Below are 22,876 nucleotides of genomic sequence, written 5' to 3'. Positions count from 1 at the left end.
AATTAACAAGAGTTAACAATTGGCGATTTAATTCGGGCACGAACAAATCGATTACATCGCAACGCGACATTAACCGGATTTGACATGAGTTATTCGGCCAAGGTGCTGTGGGGGGAAGGGCTGTTCCTCCGGCCTCAACACTTTCAGCGACAGGACGCGTACCACGAAGCGCGTCTGTTCGAATCGATCCAGGCGATCCAGCCGTACAACTGGGGCGTGCGCTCGGTGCGCATCGACCGCGATGCGCTCGGCAGCAACGTGCTGCGGGTGGCCGAGCTTGCGCTCGTGTTCCCGGACGGCGCGCTGTATGCCGCGCCGCAGGCCGACGACCTGCCGCCGCCGATCGCGCTGGACACGCTGCCTGACGGCATCAACGAATTCGTGTTCTATCTCGCGCTGCACCCGCTGCGCGAGAACGGCACCAACTACAGCGACGATCCGGCCGCCGGCTTCATGACGCGCTTCGTCAGCGAGCAGACGAGCGTCGGCGACAACTTCACCGACGCCGCCGAAGCCGACATCACGTTCCTGAAGACGCAGGTCAAGCTGATCGCGCATAGCGAACCGCGCGACCAGCTGCTGTCGGTGCCGCTCGTGCGCGTGCGCCGCACTGCGACGTCCGGTTTCGAGATCGACGACAGCTTCGTGCCGCCGTGCCTCGCGATCGACGCGTCGCCGATCCTCCACCAGCGGCTGCGTCAGCTCGTCGACGCGCTGCAGGCGAAGGTGAACGCGCTGTACGGCTTCCACCGCGAGCCGTCGAAGAACATCATCGAATTCCGCTCGGGCGACATCGCGTCGTTCTGGCTGCTGCACACCGCGAACGCCGCGTTCGCGACGCTCGCGCACCTGCACCAGCATTCGGCGCTGCATCCGGAGCGGCTGTTCCAGGAACTGCTGCGCCTCGCAGGCCAGCTGATGACGTTCTCGAAGGGCTATACGCTGGCTGATTTGCCGGTGTACCGCCATGACGATCCAGGCCCGAGCTTCGCGCGTCTCGACCTGATGCTGCGCGAGCTGCTCGACACCGTGATCTCGACGCGCTACTTCGCGATCACGCTCGACGAGGTGCGCCCGTCGTTCCACCTCGGCCGCCTCGATTCCGGCAAGATCGACGACAAGACCGAGTTCTACCTGGCGGTGTCCGCGGACATGCCGAGCGTCGAGCTCGTCGATGCGGTGCCGGCCCGCTTCAAGGTCGGCGCGCCCGACGACGTCGACAAGCTCGTGCTGTCGGCCATGCCAGGCGTGCGGCTCTCGTACACGCCGCAGGTGCCGCCCGCGATTCCGGTGCGCCCCGGCGCATGCTACTTCGCGCTCGATTCGCGTAGCCCGCTGTACGAGCGCATGCTGCAGGCCCAGTCCGCGATGATCTACGCGCCGACTGGCATCAATGACCTGAAATTCGAACTGATCGCGGTCACATCATGAGCTACGCGCCTTCCCTGTTCGGCGACAACGCGCCGGCCCCCCTGCATACGCCGGCGTCGACCGACGCCTCGTTCCAGGCCCGTTCGCTGCTCGACCTGCTGTACGACGGGTTCTTCATGCTGTTCCTGCTCAAGAACGGGCGGGAGCCGGAGAGCGCGGGCGAGTTCAGCACGCGCATCCAGGAATTCCTGTCGGACTTCGAGCGCGGCGCGAAGAAGCTGAATATCGCCGCTGAAGACGTGTACGGCGCGAAGTTCGCGTTCTGCGCGGCGATCGACGAGATGGTGCTGTCGTCGCAGTTCAAGATCCGCACGGACTGGGAACGCCGGCCGCTGCAGCTCGTGCTGTTCGGCGAGCAGCTCGCGGGCGAGAAGTTCTTCCAGTATCTCGAGGAATGTCGCGCGCAGGGTGCGGCGCGGCTGCAGTCGCTCGAGGTGTTTCATATGTGCCTGCTGCTCGGGTTCCAGGGGAAGTATCTGCTGGAAGGGCCGGAGAAGCTGGCTTACCTCACCGCGCGGCTGGGGGATGAGATCGCGCATATGAAGGGCAAGCGGGCGGCGTTTGCGCCGCATTGGCCGCTGCCGGATCAGATCGCGCATCGACTCAAACGTGAAGTGCCGGTTTGGGCGATTGGGGCGGTTTTTGCTCTTGTCGCACTGCTCGGATATCTCGGGCTCAACACCTATCTCAAGGACAAGACGCTGCAGGCGCTGGCGCCTTATTCGCAAGTCATCAAGGTCGGGCCGGAGTCGGCTAATTTGACGATTTCGTTGCCTTGAGGGGCTGGGGCAACGCTTCACGATGAAAAAGGACCGCCAAGCGGTCCTTTTTTATTCCGGCATCCGGTTTAGTCATGCTTGTGACTGCATGCCGTTCGGGCACAGATCGAGGAAGTCATCGTAGCGATCGAAATGATTGAAGCAGCGAACGACCTCCTCGATCGATGCGTCCGGTTTCTGACGATAGGCCAGATCGACGACGTCCTGAAAGTGCCCGCACGCGTACTGGAATACGTAATCAAGCTCGGTGACCTTCTCGGGGTAGATCTCGCGATCCTCATCGTCGACCTGTACCGTATCGCCGATGAAAATCGTCTGTTGCGGACACAGCTCCGCGTCACCGTCCTTTCCGTAAACATCATATAGCCACGCGGGATCGTAGCCCGCCCGCCGCTCCGCCTTCGCGCGGACAACGGCAATGAATTCGGCTAGCTGGAAAGTTCTATTCTTGAAATCCTCCGGGCGACGAATCCGCCATCCGATACGTTCGCACTCGATACGCGCCAGCAGCTGTTCTGCCTTGTCACGCTCGATCGCCAGCGTGCCGACATCGGTATCGCTTGCTGCCGCAAGCGCCCGCTCCAGGAACGGCCGTGCCGATACACCACGTGACGTTTCACACAACAGCTCTCCAAGGGCGACGAGCGACTGCGCGAGCGCAACGCGATCGCCTTCCTGCTCGGCCTCGGCCAGCGCGAGACACAGTGCCGCTTCGCCGCGATCTGTCATGCCACGATCGAGCAGCATCAATGCCTTGCGGAGGGTTTGCCGCGCACTCACTGCGACGCCTCGTTGCCGGGATGATCCATCCAGATGTCCTCATAGCCGGTGTCGTCGATGATGAAACGTACGCCGGCCGGCAGCATCAAATAAGGCAAGACCAGCGGCAGGAATTGAGGCAAATGCGTGGCATGCAGCGGCTGATAAAAATCGTCGGCATCCGAGTATTCGCCACAATGAAAAAACCAGCTCACGTTCCGTCCTTCGGACAGCGTGATGCGCGTGCCATGGACGGGTGCTTTCCCGAGCGTCGACATGGCGACGGCAACCATGTCCTCAGGTTCGACGACAGGCAGGTTGTATCGCGCACAAATGGCTTCCTGACGGGCACGCAGGCCAACCGGATCGTCTGTCATGTTCGTCATGCTCTTCCCGTCCTGTGGGGCACTAACCAGCTTGCCAGCATAGCTGTGGATCGGCCCGGCCGGACGATACGAAATAGGCGACCGCTTTCGCTGCCTTCACGCGATCCACACATTCCCGCGCCGGGTAGCTGCCGCACTGGCCGCCGGCAACGAGTTCGATCGTTTCTTCCATCGGTGCCTCGGGTGTCGTCAGGTTCAGCAACACGGCATCGAGGCTCGATGCGATAAATACGACATACCGCCCGTCGTTACCTCCGCCAATCGTCATCACCACTCCATCGCTCGACTCGAATGCGACTGTCGAGCGATCGCGACCGTTCAGCCTGTCGACTGCCGTGATGGCTTGCGCAACACTGTCGCATCGCGCTTCCGTCACATGCGAACGGTTGCCGATGTAGGTTTCCTCGATCACTTTCGTGGTTCGCATTCGATGGCCTTCCACCGCTTGCTCAAGCGGACGGATTACGTTGGCCGAGCGACGTTCGGCGCGTTGCCCTCGACCCGATCCGCTACTCATTACTCGCAATCCACTGGAAATCGGAATCAGTCAAACCGAACCGCTTCTTCACAACGTCTACGGCATGCGCCGTTTTCACCTGCGAATCGACACTGACGACCACGCCTTTTATCGGGGCCTTGACGTAATACATGAACTGCATGGGCCCGACTCTGTCGTCGAGCAGCATGCCGGCAAAGTATTCGTCCAGATCGTCGGCGCCCTTTTCGAATGGAAGCCCGGTCCGCACCGAGAATTCAGAATGGTCGAATCCGAGCATGCAGACGGGCTTGCCATCTCCACTGGGCCAAACACGGGTCTTGTTCATCGTCGACGGACCTTTGTGACTACAGTTCGTTGCATCCCATACCTCAAATCGTGCGTAAGCACATGCTTGGCAACGAGCGCTTGTAGTCACGTTCGGCGAGGAGCACGTGTTGATGCCCGACCTCGCTATCGATCGAGCCACCAGTCGAGCAGCGTTTCGTCCTGCTGATCCTCGAAGTTCCGGTAGATGTTGGCGTAATACCAACCGAGGCCGGTTCGTTCCGTAAAGCCGTCGAATACGGTGCGAATTCTCTCGCCACCCGCACCGGACGGCACCGATAGCGCAAGCGAGCCACCATGGCGACCGTCGAGCGTGCCGTTCAGTTCGGATGCGACCTCGCTCGCAAGCCGATCGGTCTCGTGATCCGGGATCGCGTCGCCGTAGATCTGGATGCAGTAGTTTCCGCCTCGTTTCAGTACCGTGGCAGGACGATTGGGCGCGTCAATGCGGACGAGATCGCCCTTCGCGAGATTCAACGTGAGACCGGGTGACGCTAGGAGTTTGTAGACACCCGGCTCGACCTGGCGCGCGGGAAGCTCTTCGTGAACAGGTGCGTCGCCGGAGCTGCTTGCGTAGACGTAGATCAGGTCGTACTCTTGGTCGAAGTTGTGCATCTCATTCTCGCCGCGCGTGGGGCCGGGTTACGGTCAACAACTGGTGTCCGCAAGGCTATCGGTGTCGTGGCCATCTAATTTCCTGGCACTACTCGCCTGCAGTCACCCCTCGATCATCTTCATAAAAGCCGCCGCGTCCGCATCCTGCAGTGCCTCACCTATCCTCGACTGGATCTGCTCAAGGAATGCTGGCCGGATCTCATACGAGTTGTCGAAGATATCGCGCGAATACTTTCCGACGTACAGATCGCACCAGATCCACAACGCGTGCGCGAAATGCGTGACGGATGGAGCGACGCGCAATGGTGCCCAAGCGCCCGCGCCGTGGCGGTCGAACAGCACATCGCCGTTCGGCACGACGATAACGGGATCGCCGCCCATCTGACCCAGCACGATCCAGTCGTCGTGCCATCCGGACAGCCGACGGCCCGACGCGTCGACACGATAACCGGTCTGCCCGATCGTGAGGCTCGCCTGGTTGCCGTATAACAGGAGGTCATCAGCGGTCCAGGGAATCGACAGGTCGACATTGTCGAGGGCGTTGAACCATGCGGCCGTTTCAGAGCTGACGGAGAGGGATCTCGCGTGCGTTGCATTGTCGGGCGCACGTGCGCCAATGCTTGCGTGCGCATCGACCGTGTCACGAATTTCGACGATGAACTGCTTCAGATCCCGATCGTGCATCGTGCCTCCTGTTGACTTCGCGCCTTGCCGAATCGATTGCGAACGATGCCGGTATCGCATCGAATACGCATCGATGCTCGCCGATCCGACGTTCACGCCGCATCGTCAAAATACCACTTCAGGAATGCCGAGAACGAGGCCCAGCGTGCGTCGATTTTGCCGGCCATGAAGTGCGAATGTGCGGCCAAATCGTAATCGTGAACCGCACCGGACAGCGCATCGTACAAGTACATGCCCTCGCTTTCATCCGACGTCAGCGGCAACAGGTGATCGGGAAACCCGTATCGATCCCGCACGTAATCGAGCGACGCGACGATACCCGAGTAATCGAGCAGATCCCACAACTCGGCAACTGGACGCGGGCTGATGAATGGGCCCTGGTACGCGAGATAGAAAGCCGCGAATTCGGTGTCGTGTTCGATCCCGAGACGGTCGAGCGCGTTGAGGACGCCCCGCGGGTCGTCACGTTCGACGTTACCGCTCTGTTTCGACAAATAGATGCTCACGTCGTCGGGGATCGTCATCGCTTTCTCGCCAAAAAACCGCACGTCACCGATTCCCATCGGGTGACGGCATGTCGGACGAAGTACGGGAGCGGAGTGCCGCCCCGTCGTTCTGTTCACGTCTCGTCAGAACAGGATAAATGCATCGTTCTCTACGTAGAAGACGAACGCGTCGAGCAATTGCACAACGCTCGGTTCGTCAACCTGGTCGTGGGCGTTGATCACGATGTCCTCGATCGTCGCGCTGTCCAAGGTGATCCGCCAGCCGGGTTGATTCGCGATGGCAGGTACAGCATCGTCCTCGGCATCCTTGGTGTCTTCGGAGAACACACCTTCGGTATCGAGCGTCCACGGCATGGGTGGCAAGTAGAGCCAACCGGCGAAGTCGCCCGGGCGTTCGAGAATGTGTTTCAGCGATGCTTCAGTCACGGAAGTGGTCAACATGGGTGGTGCGGTTATAGCTGGGGCAAATGCGTCGAGGGCTAGATAGAAGGGGCGAATCGCCGCCTTCTCCGCCTCCGATCACGTAACGGCGCACGCGCGTGGTTACTGTCGCGCTCGTGCAGCGAGCCGTGATTATGCCAATTTCGTATTGGTGAGATCTGCCGGCGGTTGTTGCTGGTCAAGTTGCTCGTGGTCGAATTTCTCGGTTGACGAAGCCGGTGGCGCGGGTAATGCGACGGACCGAATGCCCCTGGCAAAGCGACCTTATATCGGCTCCCCGAAATACACGAAGTCAAAAACTTCAATCCAGTGCGCGAACTCGTTCGGCGCCACGGCACGCCAATGCCGAGCGGAATCGATGCGTCTGTCGGACGCAAACAAGACGACGTCTCCCATCGAAGTAGCGTGAATGGTCAGCACGATCAGACCACCGCTTTCCGCCGCGAATACGGCACGTCGACAGGCTCCGGGATCCTCGATATCGTCGAAAAACACGACGCCGGATGGAGTCAGGTCGACTTCCCGACAGCGCATGTACCCCCAGTCGGCGATCCTGACCGGGTGTGCCTGAAACGCGGCGTCGAGAGAGGAATAGTGGATCATCACCGATGTCGAAATCAGGGTTCGTATCGGATCGTTTCGTAGATCTTGGCCATGCCTTGGTCCGCGATGCTTTCGTTTGCTGCCGATCTGGACGAGAGGACTACGCAGCCCCCCCTTGCCACAGTCGCACAATCTCTCGCGACCCTCGTTTTTACCCGCCGAATAAGATAAAACTATTGCAGCAATCTAAAAGCAAGAGATGCCGGCGCCCCCTGATTTATTGACAGATCAGCCACCAAAGCAAGGTCAGTCTTCTTGCCACCTACCCACAATTGACATGCAATGCGCCGGGATTCTGGGTCGGAATCTGTTTCGAAGATATCGAACGGGATTCTCCCGATTTGATCCGGGAAAAATTCCAAGTCACGAGGTGGCAACGTCAACTCCTCAATCGGCTCCCCTGATATTTGCAGCCCATCTTCAATCTCTTCAAAAGCACCTTGAGCAACCCCAAATAGCAACCCCAAATTTAATCAGTTCGCCCGACAATCCGCCTCGAATTCCTTTTAAAAGACTGTTCATAAGCAGATATGCCCCCTCCCGATCAAATGGTTGCATGTTTCATTTTCTCCGCTTAGGCAGCATCGCAAGCCGAGCAAAGCGCCATCGGCACGCACTTTGCCAACGTTACTGCAGACGATTTACCACAGACGATGTTGCCAATCAGAATAATCAACCGAAGCATAAATTGATCAATTTTTCGTATTCTGAGGAATATTTCCTCAAACTATCCAACGGCTTCTCATCGAGTCTATCCATTGCCGCCACTATACCCCCTTATCAATTTTCCATATCCAACGGCCGCATAATCCACTCCCAAGACGGCATACCCAGACCTTACGCTTCTGCGGCCAAACCGGATAACAGAGTGCTGACCCAATAGAATTGCACCATCTTTTTTGTCATCGGAAAAATAAAGATGAATATCGCCCTTCAGAGGGCTAAATTGAACCCCATCCCAAATTCGCTTGAGCAAAGCCATCAACCCAACGCCCCGCCCAAAATCGATGGAACTGCCAACATAATTTTCGCCGAGACAATACAACTTATATAGTGAATTAATTTCCCCATCCCTATGATTTATATTTATATACTTCTCGTACAAATGGAAATCAGAAACCTCCCCACAACATCGTAGCCTCGATCCTCGAGCCGCGACTTATCTCCACCCTCACCGCGAATCAATCGACCTGAAGTATCACCATTAGATTGCAGCAGCGCATCGACAATTTCAGAAAAATAAACTGCCATCACTTTTTAATTAGAAATGTGATTCGCTTCAGATGCACGATGATTGCCGCGAATCTCTACAACCTTTTTGAGTCCTGACGCTCGATTTGAATTTGGATACGCATCTCCACCCACCTGTGCAGACTTGACCAAGCGATCAACGTTCTTCGCTTTGTCGAAGTATTTGACGACACAGCTACATACTTTCCTCCATTGAGATTCAGACATATCGGGTGTGGCTTTGTCAGCCGGCCCTAGCTCCACATGAGTTCCGTCTGCGTTAGGTGTCAACGTAATATGCCCCCCCGCTCGGCGGTATCAGCAGAAACGTCGTATCCTGACAACCTCAATGGATCGATCCACTATATCGGATTGGACGCATACTGATATACGTTGATACCCCCCTTCAATCTGATCGTGTCTTTCGATACAAATCTACCGCTCTGTGGAGAGTTGTACCAATACCGGTTATAGTGCAACCCCGTTTCGTCATCAACCTGCCGCCCCTGGAACCGCAACGGATTCTGCGGCACGATCCCCGCCGCCTTCGACGCCCGCGCGATCACCTCCCGCGCTTCCCCCACGCCTTATAACGACGCCTCCCACACCACGTCGCCCTCATCATTCGTCAGCAATCATGGTGTGCCGATCTGGTCTTCGGCCGCCTTTGGATCGGCCCTAGTTACCTCACCAGAAACCGTTGCCAGATACTGCTCGACCTTTGAGTGAATCACAAACCACAGCCGGCTCGTCTAATCAAGTGCAATCGAGGTACTCGTACCAGAGAATATAGCCAACAGCCATGCTTTCAAACCCTCGAGGTCCTTCGCTGCTTGTACATCGATCTGTATCGACGACAAATCTTCTCTCCACTTGGCACCATCTTCAAGTTCGATGTTCAACTTGCCAGCATTGAGTGAAACGGACTTGATCCCCCCATATCCTGCGACCCCGTCGGCGCAAACCTCTACGTAATACGTATCTTGGCCCAACTTCCGATCTTGCTCGTCGAATTCAGTCCCGCGCTGCAGGATAACGTAGTCGTGCGGCTCATTTCCGCTATCAACCAGCCCCAGAACATGAACCCCATCCTCGTACGTATAGGTCACGTCATTTGCGACAAATTCAAATTTCATTCTATTTGCACCCCTTGGAAGGATTGGCCATCCACGTCTTTTGCTGCCCGTCTTCTTGCCAGTTATATTGGATCGTCGCACCTGACTGCAAAGCACGTGCGTTCATCTTGCCCTTGCAAGATGTACATGGTGGGTACTGTCCGTCAATGATCATATGATCTCCAGGCGCTAGCGGAACTTGCGAAACCGCACGCGCCTCAGTATGGGTAGCAAGAGTATTCTGCGGAAATCCTAAAGCCTTTTCCTCTGGCGTCATGTTACCGCTTTGAAATACACCACAGTGCCTTTGGGAGCCCTCCGCACTGCGAACGGTAACTTGAGCCGTATGCGTCCCTTTCCCTGATCCGAAACGAGCCAACCCTAGCGGATCAATCCAATTCACAGAATTGGGCGCGTACTGCCATCGATTCAGGCCACCGGCGAGCCCGATGGGATCCTTGCTGACGAACCGCCCGCTACTCGGATCGTAATACCGATATCGGTTATAGTGCAGCCCCGTTTCGTCATCATATTGCTGCCCCTGGAACCGCAGTGGACTTCTAGGAGTAATCCCCGCCGCCTTCGACGCCCGCGCGATCACCTCCCGCGCCTCCCCCCACGCCTTATACGACGCCTCCCACACCACATCGCCTTCGTCATCCGTCAGCAATTGCGGTGTGCCGATCTGGTCACAATGGTAATAGAACGCGTGCGCCTCACCAACCCGCTCCGGCAACCGTTGCAACGGATCGTCTTCCGGTACATAGCGATCGGTCTCACGGCGTGACGGCGTCTCGAACCCGTCTACCGATGCACTTACGTATTGCACCATCGGCACGAACGAACCCGCTTCGTAAAGGTAATGCGTGCTGCCCTGCTCCCCGCTCTCATACGCCAGCGTATCGCCATCCCACCCGAACACCGTGCGCTCGCCATTCACCTCTTTCGCAATCCGACGGCCCAGCGCATCGTAGTAGTACCGCGACTCGCTCCTGCGAGCGACCTCGTCAACCGTCGCTGCGGTCATCCGATTGAACGCGTTCCACTCGTAACGCTGCTCACCCGCTGGCGATCTGCGATGAACGAGATTGCCGCGCGCGTCGTACGCGAAATGCTCCCCCGCGTATTGCTTCAACAAGTTGCCCAACACCTTGGGCACTTCCGCGGGGAACGTGCTCTCCGTAGCACGTACCGGACTCGGCCGACTCTCCGTGCGAGGCGGCTCAACACGTGCGGGGTCGATGATGTTGCTCGCCGGATCGAACGCGAACCGCTCCTTGCCCGCCGGACCAATCGACTCCAGCAACCGTCCGACCGGATCGTAACGATAGTCCGTCAACCCTCTGCGATTATCTTCAATCTGCACGAGCTGGCCGGCCGCGTCGTAGCGATACCGGCGCTCTGCCAGCGGCGCGGGTGCATTCGCACGCTGTACCGTGCGCTGCGCCAACCTGCCTGCGCGATCGTATGCCGTGTGTTGATCGATCTTGCTCGGCAGGGTACGTAATGTCTCGCGATGCAGATCGTCCCGCTCGATCTGAACGAGTTCCTTGCCGTCCAGCATCAGCCCGTGAACATGTCCCGAGCCGTACGTGAGCCAGTCGACAGCATGGCCGTCCGGCCGGACCGTTCTGATGCGGTTGCCGATTTCGTCGTACTGGTGATGCCACACGAAACTCCGGCTCGCGCCGAACAGGTCGTAAGCGTGATGCTCGCGCACCAGATTGCCGACCGGGTCGAAGAACCGTTGAACGCGGCTATATCCATTGCTGGCCTCGATCAATCGTCCCAGCGGATCGTAGGCGAAACGCTCCGCCTCTTCGCCGACCGAACGGCCATCAAGCCGTCCACCGCGATCGTGGGACATCGTCATGACTTGTCCCGCCTCGTCGACCGACTCGAGACGGCTGCTCGCCTCGTCATACGAATAGCGCGTGGCCTTCCCGTCGAAATCGATCTCCTCGATCAATCGGCCTGCTACGTCATAGCGGAACGTGTAATTCGCGTGATTCTGGTCGGTCAGCCCGACGATCCGCCCGAGCCGGTCATAGCGATACGACAGCGATTGCCCCAACGCATCGGTGCGGATATTGATACGCCCGCTCGCGTCGTAGCCGTAACGCGTGTTGCGGTTCAGCGGATCAATATGGGTCAGCAGACGCCCTTCCGCGTCGTAGCTCAACTGCTCGCGCCCCGCCGGCGACACGACTTCGATCAACTGGCCATTCGCGCCATAACGGTATGCCGTTACCCCACCCTCTGCATCTTTCGCTTCCGAGAGGCGACCCTGGGCGTCATACGCCCACTGCGATGTCTTGCCCGAGCAGTCGGTATAGCTGATCAACTGGCCGACGTTGTCATACTTCAGCGCTTTTGCGCCCCCCTTGGCATCCTTGATCCGGGTAAGCAGCCCTCGCTCGTCGTACGCATACTCGGTCTTGTGGCCGAGCGGATCGACCTCCGCAACCATGTTCCCCGCATCGTCATATTCACGCAGCCACGGGTGCCCAAGCGGATCGGTCACGCGGACGAGCTGGTCCTTCTGGTCATACGCCATCTCGACCACGCTGCCGTCGGTACGTTGATGGCGGACGAAGTTGCCGCGCGCATCGTATTCCATGCGCTCGACGGTACCGTCACGATGGACGTACTGAACGAGTTTGTCGTTCGCGTCCCGGTACATCCACTCTTCGCTACCGTCCGGATGAATCACACGGAACGAATAACCCTTGCTGTCGTAATAGTGATGCGTGACATTGCCAAGCGCGTCGGTCACGCTGACCATCCGGAAGTCCGGATGCCACGCGAGGCGAACCTCGTCGCTGCCGTCGTCGGCGTATTCGCGGAAGCATTTTGCCTTCGGCCCGTCACCGTTCCACTCGAGGTTCACACCTCGGCCGGTGCGATCGGTATATCGCGTCACGAGGTGGTGTCGATAACGGTATTCGCGGCGATTACCGTAGCGGTCCGTCGCCCCGATCAGATCGTTCTGGTCGTCGTACTCGTAGCTCGCAAGTGTGCCGATGTATTCGCCCTGCGCATCATGATGAGTAACGCCTACGATCCGCCCACGCACGTCATGTCGGAGTGCAACCTGAACGTGCGGTGCAATCAGGCGATGCAACCGCCCTTCCGCATCGTAGTCGAGCGTCACCTGATTGCCGGCACGGTCCTTGACGAATGCGAGACGGAACACGTTGCCGTGCCGTTCGTACGCCTCGAGCAGCACATGCCCGCGCGTCACCGTCAGCCACTGCTCGTCCAGCCGCAACAACGTTTGCCCCTCGGAAAGATCATCGTGCGCACTTCCGACGCGGAGCAGCGGGTATTCGATACTTCGTCCAGCGGCGTCGTGATAGACGAGCTTTTCCGCAGCAATATCGAAACGAGTCGTATATGGCGTAATCCAGCGTGCGCCCAGTTCGCCATGCTCGTCGTTCGCGTCGAAGAACGATCGATAGGTACGCTGCCAGGCAATGGGCAACGGCCCGTCGATCGTGAAATCTTCGTGATTGATTTGCTCGTCGCCGAGCGCGAATCCGATTGATCGCGGGGTGGCGACAGGTGGCGTCTTCACCGGGCTATGAGTAAGGCAGCAATTCGGCCCCGGATGATGCGCTTCAGTGGTTTTTTGAACCTCGTCAATTCGATGCTGCGCACGCGTCTCATTGACCTTCGCCGTCTTGTGTTCCTGAATCCCCGTCGTCTGCGGCTTCGGATTGCGCTTGCGCCAGCTCCGCATGCCGTCTTCACCGATCGTGATGATCCACCCGATCTTGCCCGCGTCGTTCCCATCGAGCTCGCGAATGCACTTCTGGACCGTCGGAATCCGCTTGTAGATATCTTCAGCGAAGAGCTGCAGCTTCTTCGTCGAATTCGGGTCGATCAAATCAGCGGCCGAGGTCACCGTGTTGATAGCGATCTTCCCCTCGACCTTGCGAATATCCGAGAGGAATCCACCTAAATTGTCGAGGATCCTCCTGCCGTCATACGCAACGATAGCCGCCCCGACACCCTTCAGATGCGACCCGGCCGACTTCACGTTGTGCCCCACTTCGTACTTCTTCCCCGCCGCGTGTGCGAACACGTCGGCGATCGCCTTCATCAGATCGCCGATGAATTTGGCGCAGTGGTCGAGCAGCTCCTTCAGCCCGTCACGTATCACCTTCAGGAATTTCTCGATCTCGCCCGCGTAACGCTCCTGCACGTTCGCCACCATCGCCGAGATGATCGAATCGCGCAGCGCCAGCATGGCAGCCTCCCCCGCTGCCTTGCCGCTCTCGACGACCTTCTGTCGAATCAGCTTCAACACCGGCCGCGCGCCGAGCCGAAGCTCGGCGGTAGCCGGCGGCAGCGGCACGACCCCGATCAGATCGAGACCGAGGTTGACCCAGTCGAACATGTCGATCGGTTTGTCGCCATGCTCGATCATCGCCTTGATATCGAGCACCGCATCGACTGCCGCAAAGATATTGGCCAGGACCGGCACGTTCTCCGCGACCGTCTTCAGCCGGCCGACGTTGACGACGCCGCCGCTGACCTTGATCAGCCACTTGTCGAATGAATCGATGCCGGCTTGTACATCGGCCTCCGTGATCTTCATGATCGGAGACACGAACACATCGGTAGGTTTGGGTTGAAGGACGCCCGCAGCGGTCATGATTTTTCTGTTCTCGAATAGGTAAAAGGGGCGACGCTCAGCTCATTTTCAGCACGGCTGCGGCGCTGCGCGCCGTCTGCGCGAGACCGCTGACCTGCTGAGCGGCGGCACTCAACTGGCCCGCTTGCGACAGCGCCGCCTGCGCCCCCGCCGGCAGCATATTGGCCGCAGCCTGCTGCGCGACACCGAGGCCCTGGCCTGCCACCGCCTTCGCCAACGCGGCTCCGCCCTGCGACGCCGAGCTCGCCAATCCCGCGACCGTTTTCGCCGCACCCAGTGCATTCGACGCACCCGCCGGCAACATGCCGCCTACCGCTTGCTGCGCCATGCCCATGCCTTGACCAACGGCGGCCTTCGCCAGCGCCGCGCCACCCTGCGTCGCCGCACCGGCCAGGCCCGTCAGCGCGCCGGCGGCACCACCTGCCGCCGGCAGAAACGAGCCGAGCTGCGCCTGCGCGGTTTCCGCGGCGCCTGCCGCCGGCGCCGGATTGGCCGGCCATGACGCCACGTCGAAACGGCTCGACTGCTGATCCTGCGAGCGGGGATCCTCCCCGAACTTCACCTGCACCGCCCCCGGTGGCAGGCCGCTCACGATCATGTGCCCGTTGTTGTCGAGCGCTCCTTTCTTCAACAGCCCGCCATTCGCATCGAACACCGAGAACAAACCGCCCTTCACCGGTTGGCCGTTCCCGTACGTATGCAACAACTCCAACTGCCCCGGCTGATCCGACCGTGGACTCGGCAACGGATACCCCATGCTCGCCGGCCCCGCAAAGGTATGCGACGCACCCTTCACGTCCACCGCACCCGGCGTATGAATCTCGATGTTCCCGCCTTGAATGCGGATATATCCGCCACCGCTCGTCAGCAGAATCCCCTGATCGGCTGCGATCTCGATCTGCCCCGTCGCCGACACCACCTTCACCGCCTTCTGCGCGGTCACCTCGATATTGTCCGACTGCGCCTGGATCTCCACCTTGCCCTTGCCCGCGAACAGCTTCATCCCCGCGTTCTGCACGAACAGGCTCAGCTTCTGCCCGATGCTCCCGATCAGCGACTTGCCCGCCGCGACGTGCACGCTCTGCCCGCTCGCCACATTCACGTGATCGTTCGCGACCACATGCACCGACTGCTGCGTCGACATCCCGATCCCCGACGGGCTGCCGAACAGCATCACCGGCTCCTTGAACGCGTTTGCGTTACCCGTGCCACCGCCTGCCGTGCGCCCGCCCGACGCGCTGCCCGATGCGCTGTCCTGCGTCGCATCCGTGAACGCGCGCATCGTGTCCTGCGCGTCCTTCATGCTTTCAGCCTGATGCTGCTCGCTCACACCCGACATCGCCTCGACGAGGCTTTCGCCCGTCACGAGCTGCTGCTGCGCTTCCTTCACGTCGAGCGGCTGGCTGTTCGCCGCCTTCGGATGCGTCGTCACGTACAGGCCCTGGCTCGCCCGCACCGCGCCATACGCATCCGAGCGCAGGTCGAAGCCGCTGCCGAGATACGACCCGCGCGAATTGCCGCTCTGGTCGATGATGTAGCCGAGATGCAGCAGGCTGTTCGCGCTGCTGCTCATCAGCTGCACGCGGTTCTGCCCGGTCGCGTCGTCCATCACGAGCTGGTTGTAGCCGCTGCCCGAATACTCCTTCGAGCGATACCCGGACAGGATCCCGTCGGTATGCCACTGCGGCTGGTTCGCGCCGTTGTACACGCGACCGACCGCGAGCGGTCGGTCGCAGTCGCCGCCGACGTAGTCGATCAGCACTTCCTCGCCGATACGCGGCACGTGCACGCCGCCGTAGCCGCCGCCCGTATCCGACTGCACGACGCGCACCCAGCACGACGCGTTCTCGTTGCCCGGATTCAACCGGTCCCACACGAACTGCACGCGGATCCGGTTCAACTCGTCGGTATAGACTTCCTCACCCTGCGGCCCGACGACGATCGCCGTCTCGAGGTGCATCTCCGGCTTGGGATGCTCGAACGGGCTGCGATACGGCACGCTCACACGTTGCGCTTCGACTTCGGCGAGATAGAAGCCGACCGAACCGTCATGGTGCGGCACGCGAAACGCGGGATCGGCGCCGTGGCCATCCTGCACCTGCGCCAACGCTTCGCGCAGACTGTATGGAAAGTCCGCGGCATCGCTCGCGACGGGCAGGTTGTTCTCGATCCACCACGCCACCTCGATCGCGGCGAACTCGCGCTGATCGGCCGGATCACGGTCATGCGCGGGATGATCGGCCAGCGTGAAGCGCCGGCCGGCGTCGATCGCGCGCACCCCGCCCGCGGCATGGAAACGCTTCGCCCGCGACTCCCACTCCTCCATCTTGACCTTCGTCAGATGGTCGCCGCGCGTCTGGTCGAGATACGTGTAAGCGCCTGTGTACTCGTAGACTTCGAGTTGATCCGGCAACTCGCCCTGACCGCCCATCGTCGGCAACGACGTGCCTTTCGGGTTCGACGGCTGCGAAGGATTCTTGTAGTCGAATGTCCGCGTCGATCGCGTAACGCTCTGCAGCGTGCGCGTGCCCGACCATTGCGTGAACGCGTCGGCTTCGCTGACCGTGCCGCTGCGATAAAACCGCACGGTTTCCGGCGACAGCGGCGCGAAGGCCTGCAGGTTGTCTGTGATTACGAGCGTATGCGACTTGCCGTCGTCAGCCTGCTGCCATGCGCTGTAGAGCCCTTCGTTCTCCATCAGCCGATGCACGAAATGCCAGTCGGTATCGTGCTGTCGCGTGTACGAGCGGTTCGGCAGCGGCTTGGTCAGCGCGAAGCGAAAATGGCCCTGCGCCTGGGGATGCTGGTTCAGCACGTCGCTGATGATCTGGTCGACGGTCGTGTCGTTCCAGAGCCGCTGATCGCGACGAAACTTCAGGAAGTGGGTGAAATCGGCGAACGCGAGCTGATAGGTCGTGAGCCCGCCGTCGGCACCGAGCCGGCGCGCGGTATGCACGTACCCGTTGATCGGCCGGTAACGGAGATCGCCTTGCTGGATCCACAACGTGACGGGCTGTGCGATCAGTTTTTTAAGTTCCAGATCGCCATCGGTCGACAGCACATCGAGCGTGAACTCATATGCGCGCCCGATACGCGAGCGGCCGACTGCCCGCTGAACGGTCAGGACGTTGGGCCCCAATGGCGTATCGAGCTTCAGCAACCGGTCCTGCTGAAGCAATCCGCCGCGCAGGGCGGCGATTGAATTCTGCATGTTCATGAACGGCCTTTTTTCTTTTGACGCGCCCTCGGATGGCGCGAGCACTGAACTTCGCTGGCGCGATTTTACAGACAAAATCTTGCACAAATAGAAAAATGGGTTGATTTGAAAATGCATTTTTTCGAGTGCGATCGAACGCTCTACACACCGGTTTCACCGGTCGACCGCCAGCCGTGACCCGTTCATGAAATCGCTTTCAATCAGGGCCAATTCGACTTCCGGCGCAGCCCGGTTGCGAGTAGTGTCTACGTGCCCGTCTTGCGGCCCGCCGCGCCCACCCGGCGCCGGCGCTCACCTCACACCACGCTGACCACTGGAGATCTGCGATGAAACGTTCGAAGTTCCTGCTGTCGGGCCTGCTGCTCGCGTCGGCCCTCGGCTTTACGGCCGTCTCCGCGCACGCGGACGACCTGCTCGATTCAGTGAAGAAAGCCGGCGTGCTGCGCGTCGGCCTCGAAGGCACGTATCCGCCGTTCAACTCGCGCGGCACGTCGGGGCAACTGGAGGGTTTCGACGTCGACATCGCGAACGCGGTCGCCGGCAAGCTCGGCGTGAAGACGCAGTTCATCCCGACCGAATGGAGCGGCATCATCGCGGGCCTGCAGGCCGGCAAGTTCGACGTGATCGTCAATCAGGTCACGATCACGCCGCAGCGCAAGGAAGTGCTCGACTTCAGCGAGCCGTACACGTATTCGGCCGCCCAGCTGATCCAGCGCAAGGACGACACGCGCAACTTCAAGTCGCTCGACGACTTCAAGGGCAAGAAGCTCGGCGTGACGCTCGGCACCAACTACGACCAGATGGCACGCACCGTGCCGGGCATCGAGGTGCAGACGTATCCGGGTGCGCCGGAAAAGCTGCGCGACCTCGCCGCCGGCCGGATCGAGGCGACGCTCGACGATCGCCTGATGCTGCCGTACATGATCAAGACGTCGAACCTGCCGCTGCGCGCGGGCGCGGTGCTGAACGGCGGCAAGCAGGAAATGGCGATCCCGTTCCGCAAGGGCAATCCGAAGTTCGAGAAAGCGATCAACGACGCGCTCGATTCGCTGCGCAAGGACGGCACGCTGAAGAAGATCTCGACGCACTGGTTCGGCAGCGACGTGACCGTGCCGGTCGCACAGTAAGCGGCCCGGTGCTTCAACGCGTCACGCCCTTCGTCTCGATGAAGGCGTGACGCCTTCCCTCAAGCCGCTTCGTCGAAGCGCGCCAGCAGCATCTGGCCGATCGGTGTCAGCGCCGGGCGCGCGGCCACGGCATTCATGCGTACCTGCGTATCGTCGACCAGCCGCTTCTCGACCAGCACGGCGAAGGCCGGATTCGACGGATCGACGCTGTCCGGCGCACGCGCGACGCGCAACAGCATCGAGAATTCATGCGGACTCAGCATGGTCCCTGTCTCCTGATCGTCCGCAGTCCGGTTCGAACCGTCGTCGATCGTATTTTCGAATGAAATGGCGCGATGCATGACCGCTGCGCCGCCGGGAGCGAGATCCCGGTCGGCCCCCACCTGCGACGCGGGCACGTCGTCGCGAGCGGGTTGCGCACGTTCCCGGTCCGGCGGTGCCGCCGCGACGGGAACGTGCAACGTTATGGGCGCACCATGACGCGACCGTGACAGGAAAACGGGGCGCGTCACACACCGCTTTCGGTTCGATGCCCCCACGATTGGCGAAGACGGGCCGTGTCGCCCGTCAGGCCGTCAGTTGCCCGCTCGCCGGCCGTTTCGCACCCCTTCATCGCGAATCGACCGAATACGGGAAACTCCCATGCTTCGATCCGTTCGCATGGCGCATGCAGCGCACGACCACGTGCACCGCGCGCCCGAGCGTCATCCCGACGAGCACGCCCCATACGATCGACGGTGGCGTGATCGTGATTCGTGTCGAGCGCGATCTGCTTGGGCGGTTGCGGATTCGCGTGCACGGGCAGCAGGAGATGCTGCCGGTCAGTCGTGCGTATGCAGGGTTGTTCAGGCAGATGTGATGGATGTTTGCTTGCTGCCGGGTAACACGATTTCCGCCTGCTCACGGAGTCCTCGACGGTGCGCTACGGCACGCCCATCAGCGCGACGTGGCAAATAGAGGTATCGAATGTGACGACGGTCCTTGTCCCCGCGACCGGCGACAAGCCCGGCGGTACCCGCTACACGATGAAGCCGATCTATAGGGCACGTGCCGATGGGGAGATGTGCCTCGATTCGGACAGTCTCGCGAAGAAGTGCGGTGCGGCGATGGGGGAAGATGTTCGGTGAAACGCTACGCTCTCGGCATAACAAGCCCTTGCAGAGATCCGTCGACACATATCTCGACACCGATACGAGATGACTATCCGGTTCGATGGGGATGTTGCACGTGCCATCGTGTGTTGCATGCCGTGGTCCGAGAAAACTCAGGCCGGAGCAGCGCCAGCATTTCGCTAAAGCACCTCACGGCAACCGATGTAAAATCGCGCGGGCATTCCTCAGACGCTATCCGAGAGCGCTGCAAATATAACGAAAGGCTTACGATGAACGTGCAGAACCTTGCTGCCGCGCTACGTGGCGGCCTGATTCAGCAGGACCGGCTGTTGAAGCTTGATACACCGCTTGGTGCAAACGCGCTGACGGTACTCCGGGCCGTCGGCCGATCGACAATCGGTCGCGACTATGCTTTCACGCTCGACGTGGTATCGCCCGACAACGCCATCGAGCTGAAAAAGCTCATCGCGCAACCCGTCACACTCTGGCTTTCGCAGGTAAACGGGCAGTATCGCCCCATCCATGGCTATGTCTACACGGCACGCCAGCTGGGCGTGGATGGCGGGCTGACGACGTATCAGATCACGCTGCAAGCATGGATGCACGTGCTGAAATTCCGCCGCGATCAGAAGATCTGGATCGATAAGACGGCCGACGACATCGTATCCGACGTGCTGAACCAACACTCGGAAGCGCGCGGCCGTTTTCGGTTCGCACTGTCGCAAACACTGCCGAACCGGTCGTACACCCGGCAGAGCGAAACTGACTGGCATTTCGTGCACCGCCTGCTTGAGAGCGAAGGCCTGTTCGGTTACTGGGAACAGGCCGACGACGGACAATCGCACACGTTCGTGATCACCGACAGGCTGGCAGCATGTCCGGAGCTGTCGCCAACGACGGTTCCATTTTACCGAGGCGGAACCCGCATCGAAGCAGACGGGTTGACGCAATGGTCGGGTACACGCACCCTGCAAAGCGTCACACACACGACACGCACGTTCGACTACAAGAATCCTTCGCAGCCGTCGAATCCGAAGGGCACGTCGCTGCCGACGATGGGCGGACAGGGCGAACTGCCCGATCAGCTCGAGATCTACGAGTACACCGGCGCGTACACCTTCCAGCAACAACAGCATGGCGACCGGCTTTCCCACATCCGCATGGAAGAATGGGAATCGCGCGCCAAACGGTTCCACGGCGTCGGCGGCGCACGGGCCATCGATGCAGGGCGGCGTTTCGTGCTGTCGGGTCATCCCGTGCATGATCGCGACCCGGCGGACCAACGCGAATTCGCGACGATTTCGGTGACGTGGTGGATCGAAAACAACCTGCCTGCCAATCGCATGCAGGACTTTCCGCACAGTCTGCACCGCGACATCGACAAGGCGCGGACGAATCGGTCGGGCAACACGCCGACCACCCCGTCGCACGATGACGATTCGGCCGGTTTCTATCTCGTCGAAGTCGAAGCGCAACGTGTGAGCGTGCCGTATCGCAGCCCGTTCGAGCATCACAAGCCGGAGATGCACCTCGAGACGGCGATCGTCGTCGGGCCGCAGGGTGAGGAAGTCTATACCGACGAGTTGAACCGGATCCGCGTGCAGTTCGTGTGGGACCGGTTGAATCCGGGCAACGAGAACGCGTCGTGCTGGGTGCGCGTCGTGCAGTCGGATACGGGCGGCGGCTACGGCGGCGTGCACGTGCCGCGTATCGGCGAGGAAGTGCTGATCGACTACGTCGGCGGCGACTGCGACCGGCCGCTCGCGGTCGGTCGCGTGTACAACGGCGCGAACCAGCCGCAATGGCATACCGACGGGATCCTGTCCGGGTATCGGTCGAAGGAGTATTCCGGCAGCGGCTACAACCAACTCGTGATGGACGACGCGACCGGGCAGAACCGCGTGCAGCTGATGAGCAGCAGCGCGAACAGCCTGCTGCATCTGGGCTACATCATCGACCAGAGCGGCAACTCGCGCGGGTCGTATCTCGGCAGCGGCTTCGACCTGCGCTCGGATGCGTATGGCGCGGTGCGGGCAAGCCAGGGCCTGTACGTGACGACGCACCCGAAGGCGGCGAACAGCCAGCCGCTCGACGTGAAGGAGGCGCAGCAGCAGCTCGTGACGGGCGAGAGCCTCGTCGAGGCGATGTCGGGCGTGAGCGAGCAGCATCAGGCGGAAAGCCTGAAGGACGCGCAGGACACGATGCGCGCGTTCACGGATGCGACGCAGGACAGCGCATCGGGCAGCGCGTCCGGCGGACGCACGGCAGGCGGCGGCACGGGTAACGCGAACGCGTTCAAGGAGCCGGTGATGCTGTTCGGCAGCCCGTCGGGGATCGGGATGTCGACGCAGCAGTCGGTGCATGTGGTCGCGAACGATCACGTGAACGTGGCGAGTGGGCAGAGCGTGCACGTTGCGGCGGGCAAGTCGCTGATCGGGAGCATCGGGCAGAAGCTGAGCCTGTTCGTGCAGAACGCGGGGATGAAGCTGTTCGCGGGCAAGGGCAAGGTGGAGATCCAGGCGCAGTCGGACAATATCGAGGTGACCGCGCAGAAGGCGGTGAAGGTGGTGTCGGCGACGGGGCAGATCGAGATCGCAGCCGATCAGGGGATTCTGCTGACGAGCGGTGGCGCCTATATCCGGATCAAGGATGGCAACGTCGAGGTTCATGCACCCGGGAAGATCGATATCAAGGGTGCATCGCATACGTTCGCGGGGCCGGCAAGCATGGGGTATCCGCTGCCGAGCCCGCGGCCGGATCAGCCGGGGCAGTTGGAGTTGCTGCATCGTTACGCCAACGGCCAGCCAGTGAAAGGCGGCACGTTCTCCGTATTCGATGCAAGCGGCGGCTTGCTCAGGAGCGGCGCGCTCGACAACAGCGGTCATATGATCGTGAGTGGACTACCAGCCGGTGCAGCTCAAGTGAAGTTCGGTCATGATCCACGCGATCAGGACCAGGACGCCAGCCTCTTCCCCGTCGAACGCTGGCCAGCGCAGCCGCAGCAGAACGGCGCCGCCGATGCGACGATTGCCAAAGATCAGCTGGGCGGCTTGCTGCCCGCGGCAGCAAGTGCAGCCGGTGCCGGCGCGTTGACGAATGCAGCGGGCGTAGCGAACGCCGCCGGCCCATTGGCAGGATTCGCCAGCCAGGCCATGCAAGGCGCCCCCACCCTGGCCAGCGCCATCGCCGGTCAGGCCTCCGGCATCGCGCAGCAGGCCATCGTCGGGCAGCTGCCGGCCGCCGCGCAAGCCGCGTTGTCACAGGCGAGCCGGCTCACGGCAACCGCCCGGCAGCTCAGCAGTCTGGCGCAGACGGCGCGCAATGCAGCCCCCGCGCTCAAACTGACGTAAGCACCGTCTCGTCCAACTCCTTCGGAAAAAAATACATC

At 60.7% G+C, this 22,876-nt stretch carries 19 protein-coding genes; 5 read left to right on the top strand and 14 right to left on the bottom strand.

Annotated features, from left to right (window positions below):
* Positions 1 to 84 precede the first annotated feature (84 nt).
* Together tssK and icmH are read left to right on the top strand one after the other, a co-directional pair.
* A complete protein-coding gene (gene tssK / locus F3J15_RS15810) occupies positions 85 to 1,431 on the top strand; it encodes a type VI secretion system baseplate subunit TssK (protein WP_039352024.1) in 1,347 nt (448 codons plus the stop codon).
* Positions 1,428 to 2,210, top strand: coding sequence for a type IVB secretion system protein IcmH/DotU (gene icmH, locus F3J15_RS15805; protein WP_166892343.1), 783 nt, complete (start codon positions 1,428 to 1,430; stop codon positions 2,208 to 2,210). The genes tssK and icmH overlap by 4 nt, the downstream gene beginning before the upstream one ends.
* A gap of 72 nt (positions 2,211 to 2,282) precedes the next feature.
* Here the strand turns inward: icmH and F3J15_RS15800 are convergent, their stop codons facing one another.
* The 13 genes from F3J15_RS15800 to tssI form a co-directional block, all read right to left on the bottom strand.
* The gene (locus F3J15_RS15800; protein WP_166892340.1) at positions 2,283 to 2,990 is read right to left on the bottom strand and encodes a hypothetical protein; all 708 of its coding nucleotides are present in this window, start codon (positions 2,988 to 2,990) and stop codon (positions 2,283 to 2,285) included.
* Positions 2,987 to 3,355 (bottom strand): hypothetical protein, encoded by a 369-nt coding sequence (locus F3J15_RS15795; protein WP_231937740.1) that lies wholly within the window; start codon positions 3,353 to 3,355, stop codon positions 2,987 to 2,989. The genes F3J15_RS15800 and F3J15_RS15795 overlap by 4 nt, the downstream gene beginning before the upstream one ends.
* A 22-nt stretch (positions 3,356 to 3,377) precedes the next feature.
* On the bottom strand, positions 3,378 to 3,782 hold the full coding sequence (locus F3J15_RS15790; protein WP_166892337.1) for an Imm1 family immunity protein: 405 nt from the start codon (positions 3,780 to 3,782) through the stop codon (positions 3,378 to 3,380).
* 82 nt (positions 3,783 to 3,864) lie between these two features.
* Positions 3,865 to 4,179: a hypothetical protein gene (locus F3J15_RS15785; RefSeq protein WP_166892334.1), complete on the bottom strand. Its 315-nt coding sequence runs from the start codon at positions 4,177 to 4,179 to the stop codon at positions 3,865 to 3,867.
* A gap of 125 nt (positions 4,180 to 4,304) precedes the next feature.
* Positions 4,305 to 4,793: a DUF4265 domain-containing protein gene (locus F3J15_RS15780; protein ID WP_166892331.1), complete on the bottom strand. Its 489-nt coding sequence runs from the start codon at positions 4,791 to 4,793 to the stop codon at positions 4,305 to 4,307.
* A 102-nt stretch (positions 4,794 to 4,895) separates the two neighbouring features.
* On the bottom strand, positions 4,896 to 5,573 hold the full coding sequence (locus tag F3J15_RS38105) for an SUKH-4 family immunity protein (RefSeq protein WP_166892328.1): 678 nt from the start codon (positions 5,571 to 5,573) through the stop codon (positions 4,896 to 4,898).
* Positions 5,570 to 6,100, bottom strand: coding sequence for a hypothetical protein (locus F3J15_RS15770; protein WP_166892285.1), 531 nt, complete (start codon positions 6,098 to 6,100; stop codon positions 5,570 to 5,572). Before F3J15_RS15770 ends, F3J15_RS38105 begins: the two co-directional genes overlap by 4 nt.
* 6 nt (positions 6,101 to 6,106) lie before the next feature.
* Positions 6,107 to 6,424: a hypothetical protein gene (locus F3J15_RS15765; protein ID WP_166892325.1), complete on the bottom strand. Its 318-nt coding sequence runs from the start codon at positions 6,422 to 6,424 to the stop codon at positions 6,107 to 6,109.
* 264 nt (positions 6,425 to 6,688) lie between these two features.
* Positions 6,689 to 7,027 carry a hypothetical protein gene (locus tag F3J15_RS15760; RefSeq protein WP_166892322.1) on the bottom strand — a complete coding sequence of 113 codons (339 nt, stop codon included), beginning with the start codon at positions 7,025 to 7,027 and terminating at the stop codon, positions 6,689 to 6,691.
* Positions 7,028 to 8,619: 1,592 nt separating this feature from the next.
* Positions 8,620 to 8,790, bottom strand: a complete 171-nt coding sequence (locus tag F3J15_RS37775) for an RHS repeat-associated core domain-containing protein (protein WP_345891515.1) — start codon at positions 8,788 to 8,790, stop codon at positions 8,620 to 8,622.
* Between the two features lie 219 nt (positions 8,791 to 9,009).
* Positions 9,010 to 9,393 carry an Imm10 family immunity protein gene (locus tag F3J15_RS15750; RefSeq protein ID WP_166892319.1) on the bottom strand — a complete coding sequence of 128 codons (384 nt, stop codon included), beginning with the start codon at positions 9,391 to 9,393 and terminating at the stop codon, positions 9,010 to 9,012.
* Position 9,394: 1 nt separating this feature from the next.
* Positions 9,395 to 14,032 carry an RHS repeat-associated core domain-containing protein gene (locus tag F3J15_RS15745; RefSeq protein ID WP_166892316.1) on the bottom strand — a complete coding sequence of 1,546 codons (4,638 nt, stop codon included), beginning with the start codon at positions 14,030 to 14,032 and terminating at the stop codon, positions 9,395 to 9,397.
* 37 nt (positions 14,033 to 14,069) lie between these two features.
* Positions 14,070 to 17,249 (bottom strand): type VI secretion system Vgr family protein, encoded by a 3,180-nt coding sequence (gene tssI / locus F3J15_RS15740; protein WP_166892313.1) that lies wholly within the window; start codon positions 17,247 to 17,249, stop codon positions 14,070 to 14,072.
* 326 nt (positions 17,250 to 17,575) lie between these two features.
* Between tssI and F3J15_RS15735 the strand changes: the two genes are divergently transcribed.
* Positions 17,576 to 18,376, top strand: coding sequence for a transporter substrate-binding domain-containing protein (locus tag F3J15_RS15735; protein WP_166892310.1), 801 nt, complete (start codon positions 17,576 to 17,578; stop codon positions 18,374 to 18,376).
* A gap of 59 nt (positions 18,377 to 18,435) precedes the next feature.
* Here F3J15_RS15735 and F3J15_RS15730 read toward each other — a convergent pair whose 3' ends face one another.
* Entirely contained in the window at positions 18,436 to 18,639 is a 204-nt protein-coding gene (locus F3J15_RS15730; RefSeq protein WP_011350748.1) for a hypothetical protein, read from the bottom strand.
* Between the two features lie 266 nt (positions 18,640 to 18,905).
* Between F3J15_RS15730 and F3J15_RS37770 the strand changes: the two genes are divergently transcribed.
* Together F3J15_RS37770 and F3J15_RS15720 are read left to right on the top strand one after the other, a co-directional pair.
* On the top strand, positions 18,906 to 19,235 hold the full coding sequence (locus tag F3J15_RS37770) for a hypothetical protein (protein ID WP_240158821.1): 330 nt from the start codon (positions 18,906 to 18,908) through the stop codon (positions 19,233 to 19,235).
* A 522-nt stretch (positions 19,236 to 19,757) separates the two neighbouring features.
* Positions 19,758 to 22,838, top strand: a complete 3,081-nt coding sequence (locus F3J15_RS15720; protein ID WP_166892395.1) for a type VI secretion system Vgr family protein — start codon at positions 19,758 to 19,760, stop codon at positions 22,836 to 22,838.
* Positions 22,839 to 22,876: the final 38 nt, after the last annotated feature.

It is taken from the genome of Burkholderia sp. Ap-955, assembly GCF_011753045.1.
GTDB classification, from domain to species: Bacteria; Pseudomonadota; Gammaproteobacteria; order Burkholderiales; family Burkholderiaceae; genus Burkholderia; species Burkholderia lata_D.
This window is presented reverse-complemented; position numbering and strand designations above follow the sequence as displayed.

Coding starts and splice junctions, on each gene's coding strand:
- tssK (WP_039352024.1), top strand. CDS start 85: ATGAGTTATTCGGCCAAGGTGCTGTGGGGGGAAGGGCTGTTCCTCCGG.
- icmH (WP_166892343.1), top strand. CDS start 1,428: ATGAGCTACGCGCCTTCCCTGTTCGGCGACAACGCGCCGGCCCCCCTG.
- F3J15_RS15795 (WP_231937740.1), bottom strand. CDS start 3,355: ATGACGAACATGACAGACGATCCGGTTGGCCTGCGTGCCCGTCAGGAA.
- F3J15_RS15790 (WP_166892337.1), bottom strand. CDS start 3,782: ATGCGAACCACGAAAGTGATCGAGGAAACCTACATCGGCAACCGTTCG.
- F3J15_RS15785 (WP_166892334.1), bottom strand. CDS start 4,179: ATGAACAAGACCCGTGTTTGGCCCAGTGGAGATGGCAAGCCCGTCTGC.
- F3J15_RS15780 (WP_166892331.1), bottom strand. CDS start 4,793: ATGCACAACTTCGACCAAGAGTACGACCTGATCTACGTCTACGCAAGC.
- F3J15_RS15765 (WP_166892325.1), bottom strand. CDS start 6,424: ATGTTGACCACTTCCGTGACTGAAGCATCGCTGAAACACATTCTCGAA.
- F3J15_RS15760 (WP_166892322.1), bottom strand. CDS start 7,027: ATGATCCACTATTCCTCTCTCGACGCCGCGTTTCAGGCACACCCGGTC.
- F3J15_RS15750 (WP_166892319.1), bottom strand. CDS start 9,393: ATGAAATTTGAATTTGTCGCAAATGACGTGACCTATACGTACGAGGAT.
- F3J15_RS15745 (WP_166892316.1), bottom strand. CDS start 14,032: ATGACCGCTGCGGGCGTCCTTCAACCCAAACCTACCGATGTGTTCGTG.
- tssI (WP_166892313.1), bottom strand. CDS start 17,249: ATGAACATGCAGAATTCAATCGCCGCCCTGCGCGGCGGATTGCTTCAG.
- F3J15_RS15735 (WP_166892310.1), top strand. CDS start 17,576: ATGAAACGTTCGAAGTTCCTGCTGTCGGGCCTGCTGCTCGCGTCGGCC.
- F3J15_RS15730 (WP_011350748.1), bottom strand. CDS start 18,639: ATGCTGAGTCCGCATGAATTCTCGATGCTGTTGCGCGTCGCGCGTGCG.
- F3J15_RS37770 (WP_240158821.1), top strand. CDS start 18,906: ATGCCCCCACGATTGGCGAAGACGGGCCGTGTCGCCCGTCAGGCCGTC.
- F3J15_RS15720 (WP_166892395.1), top strand. CDS start 19,758: ATGAACGTGCAGAACCTTGCTGCCGCGCTACGTGGCGGCCTGATTCAG.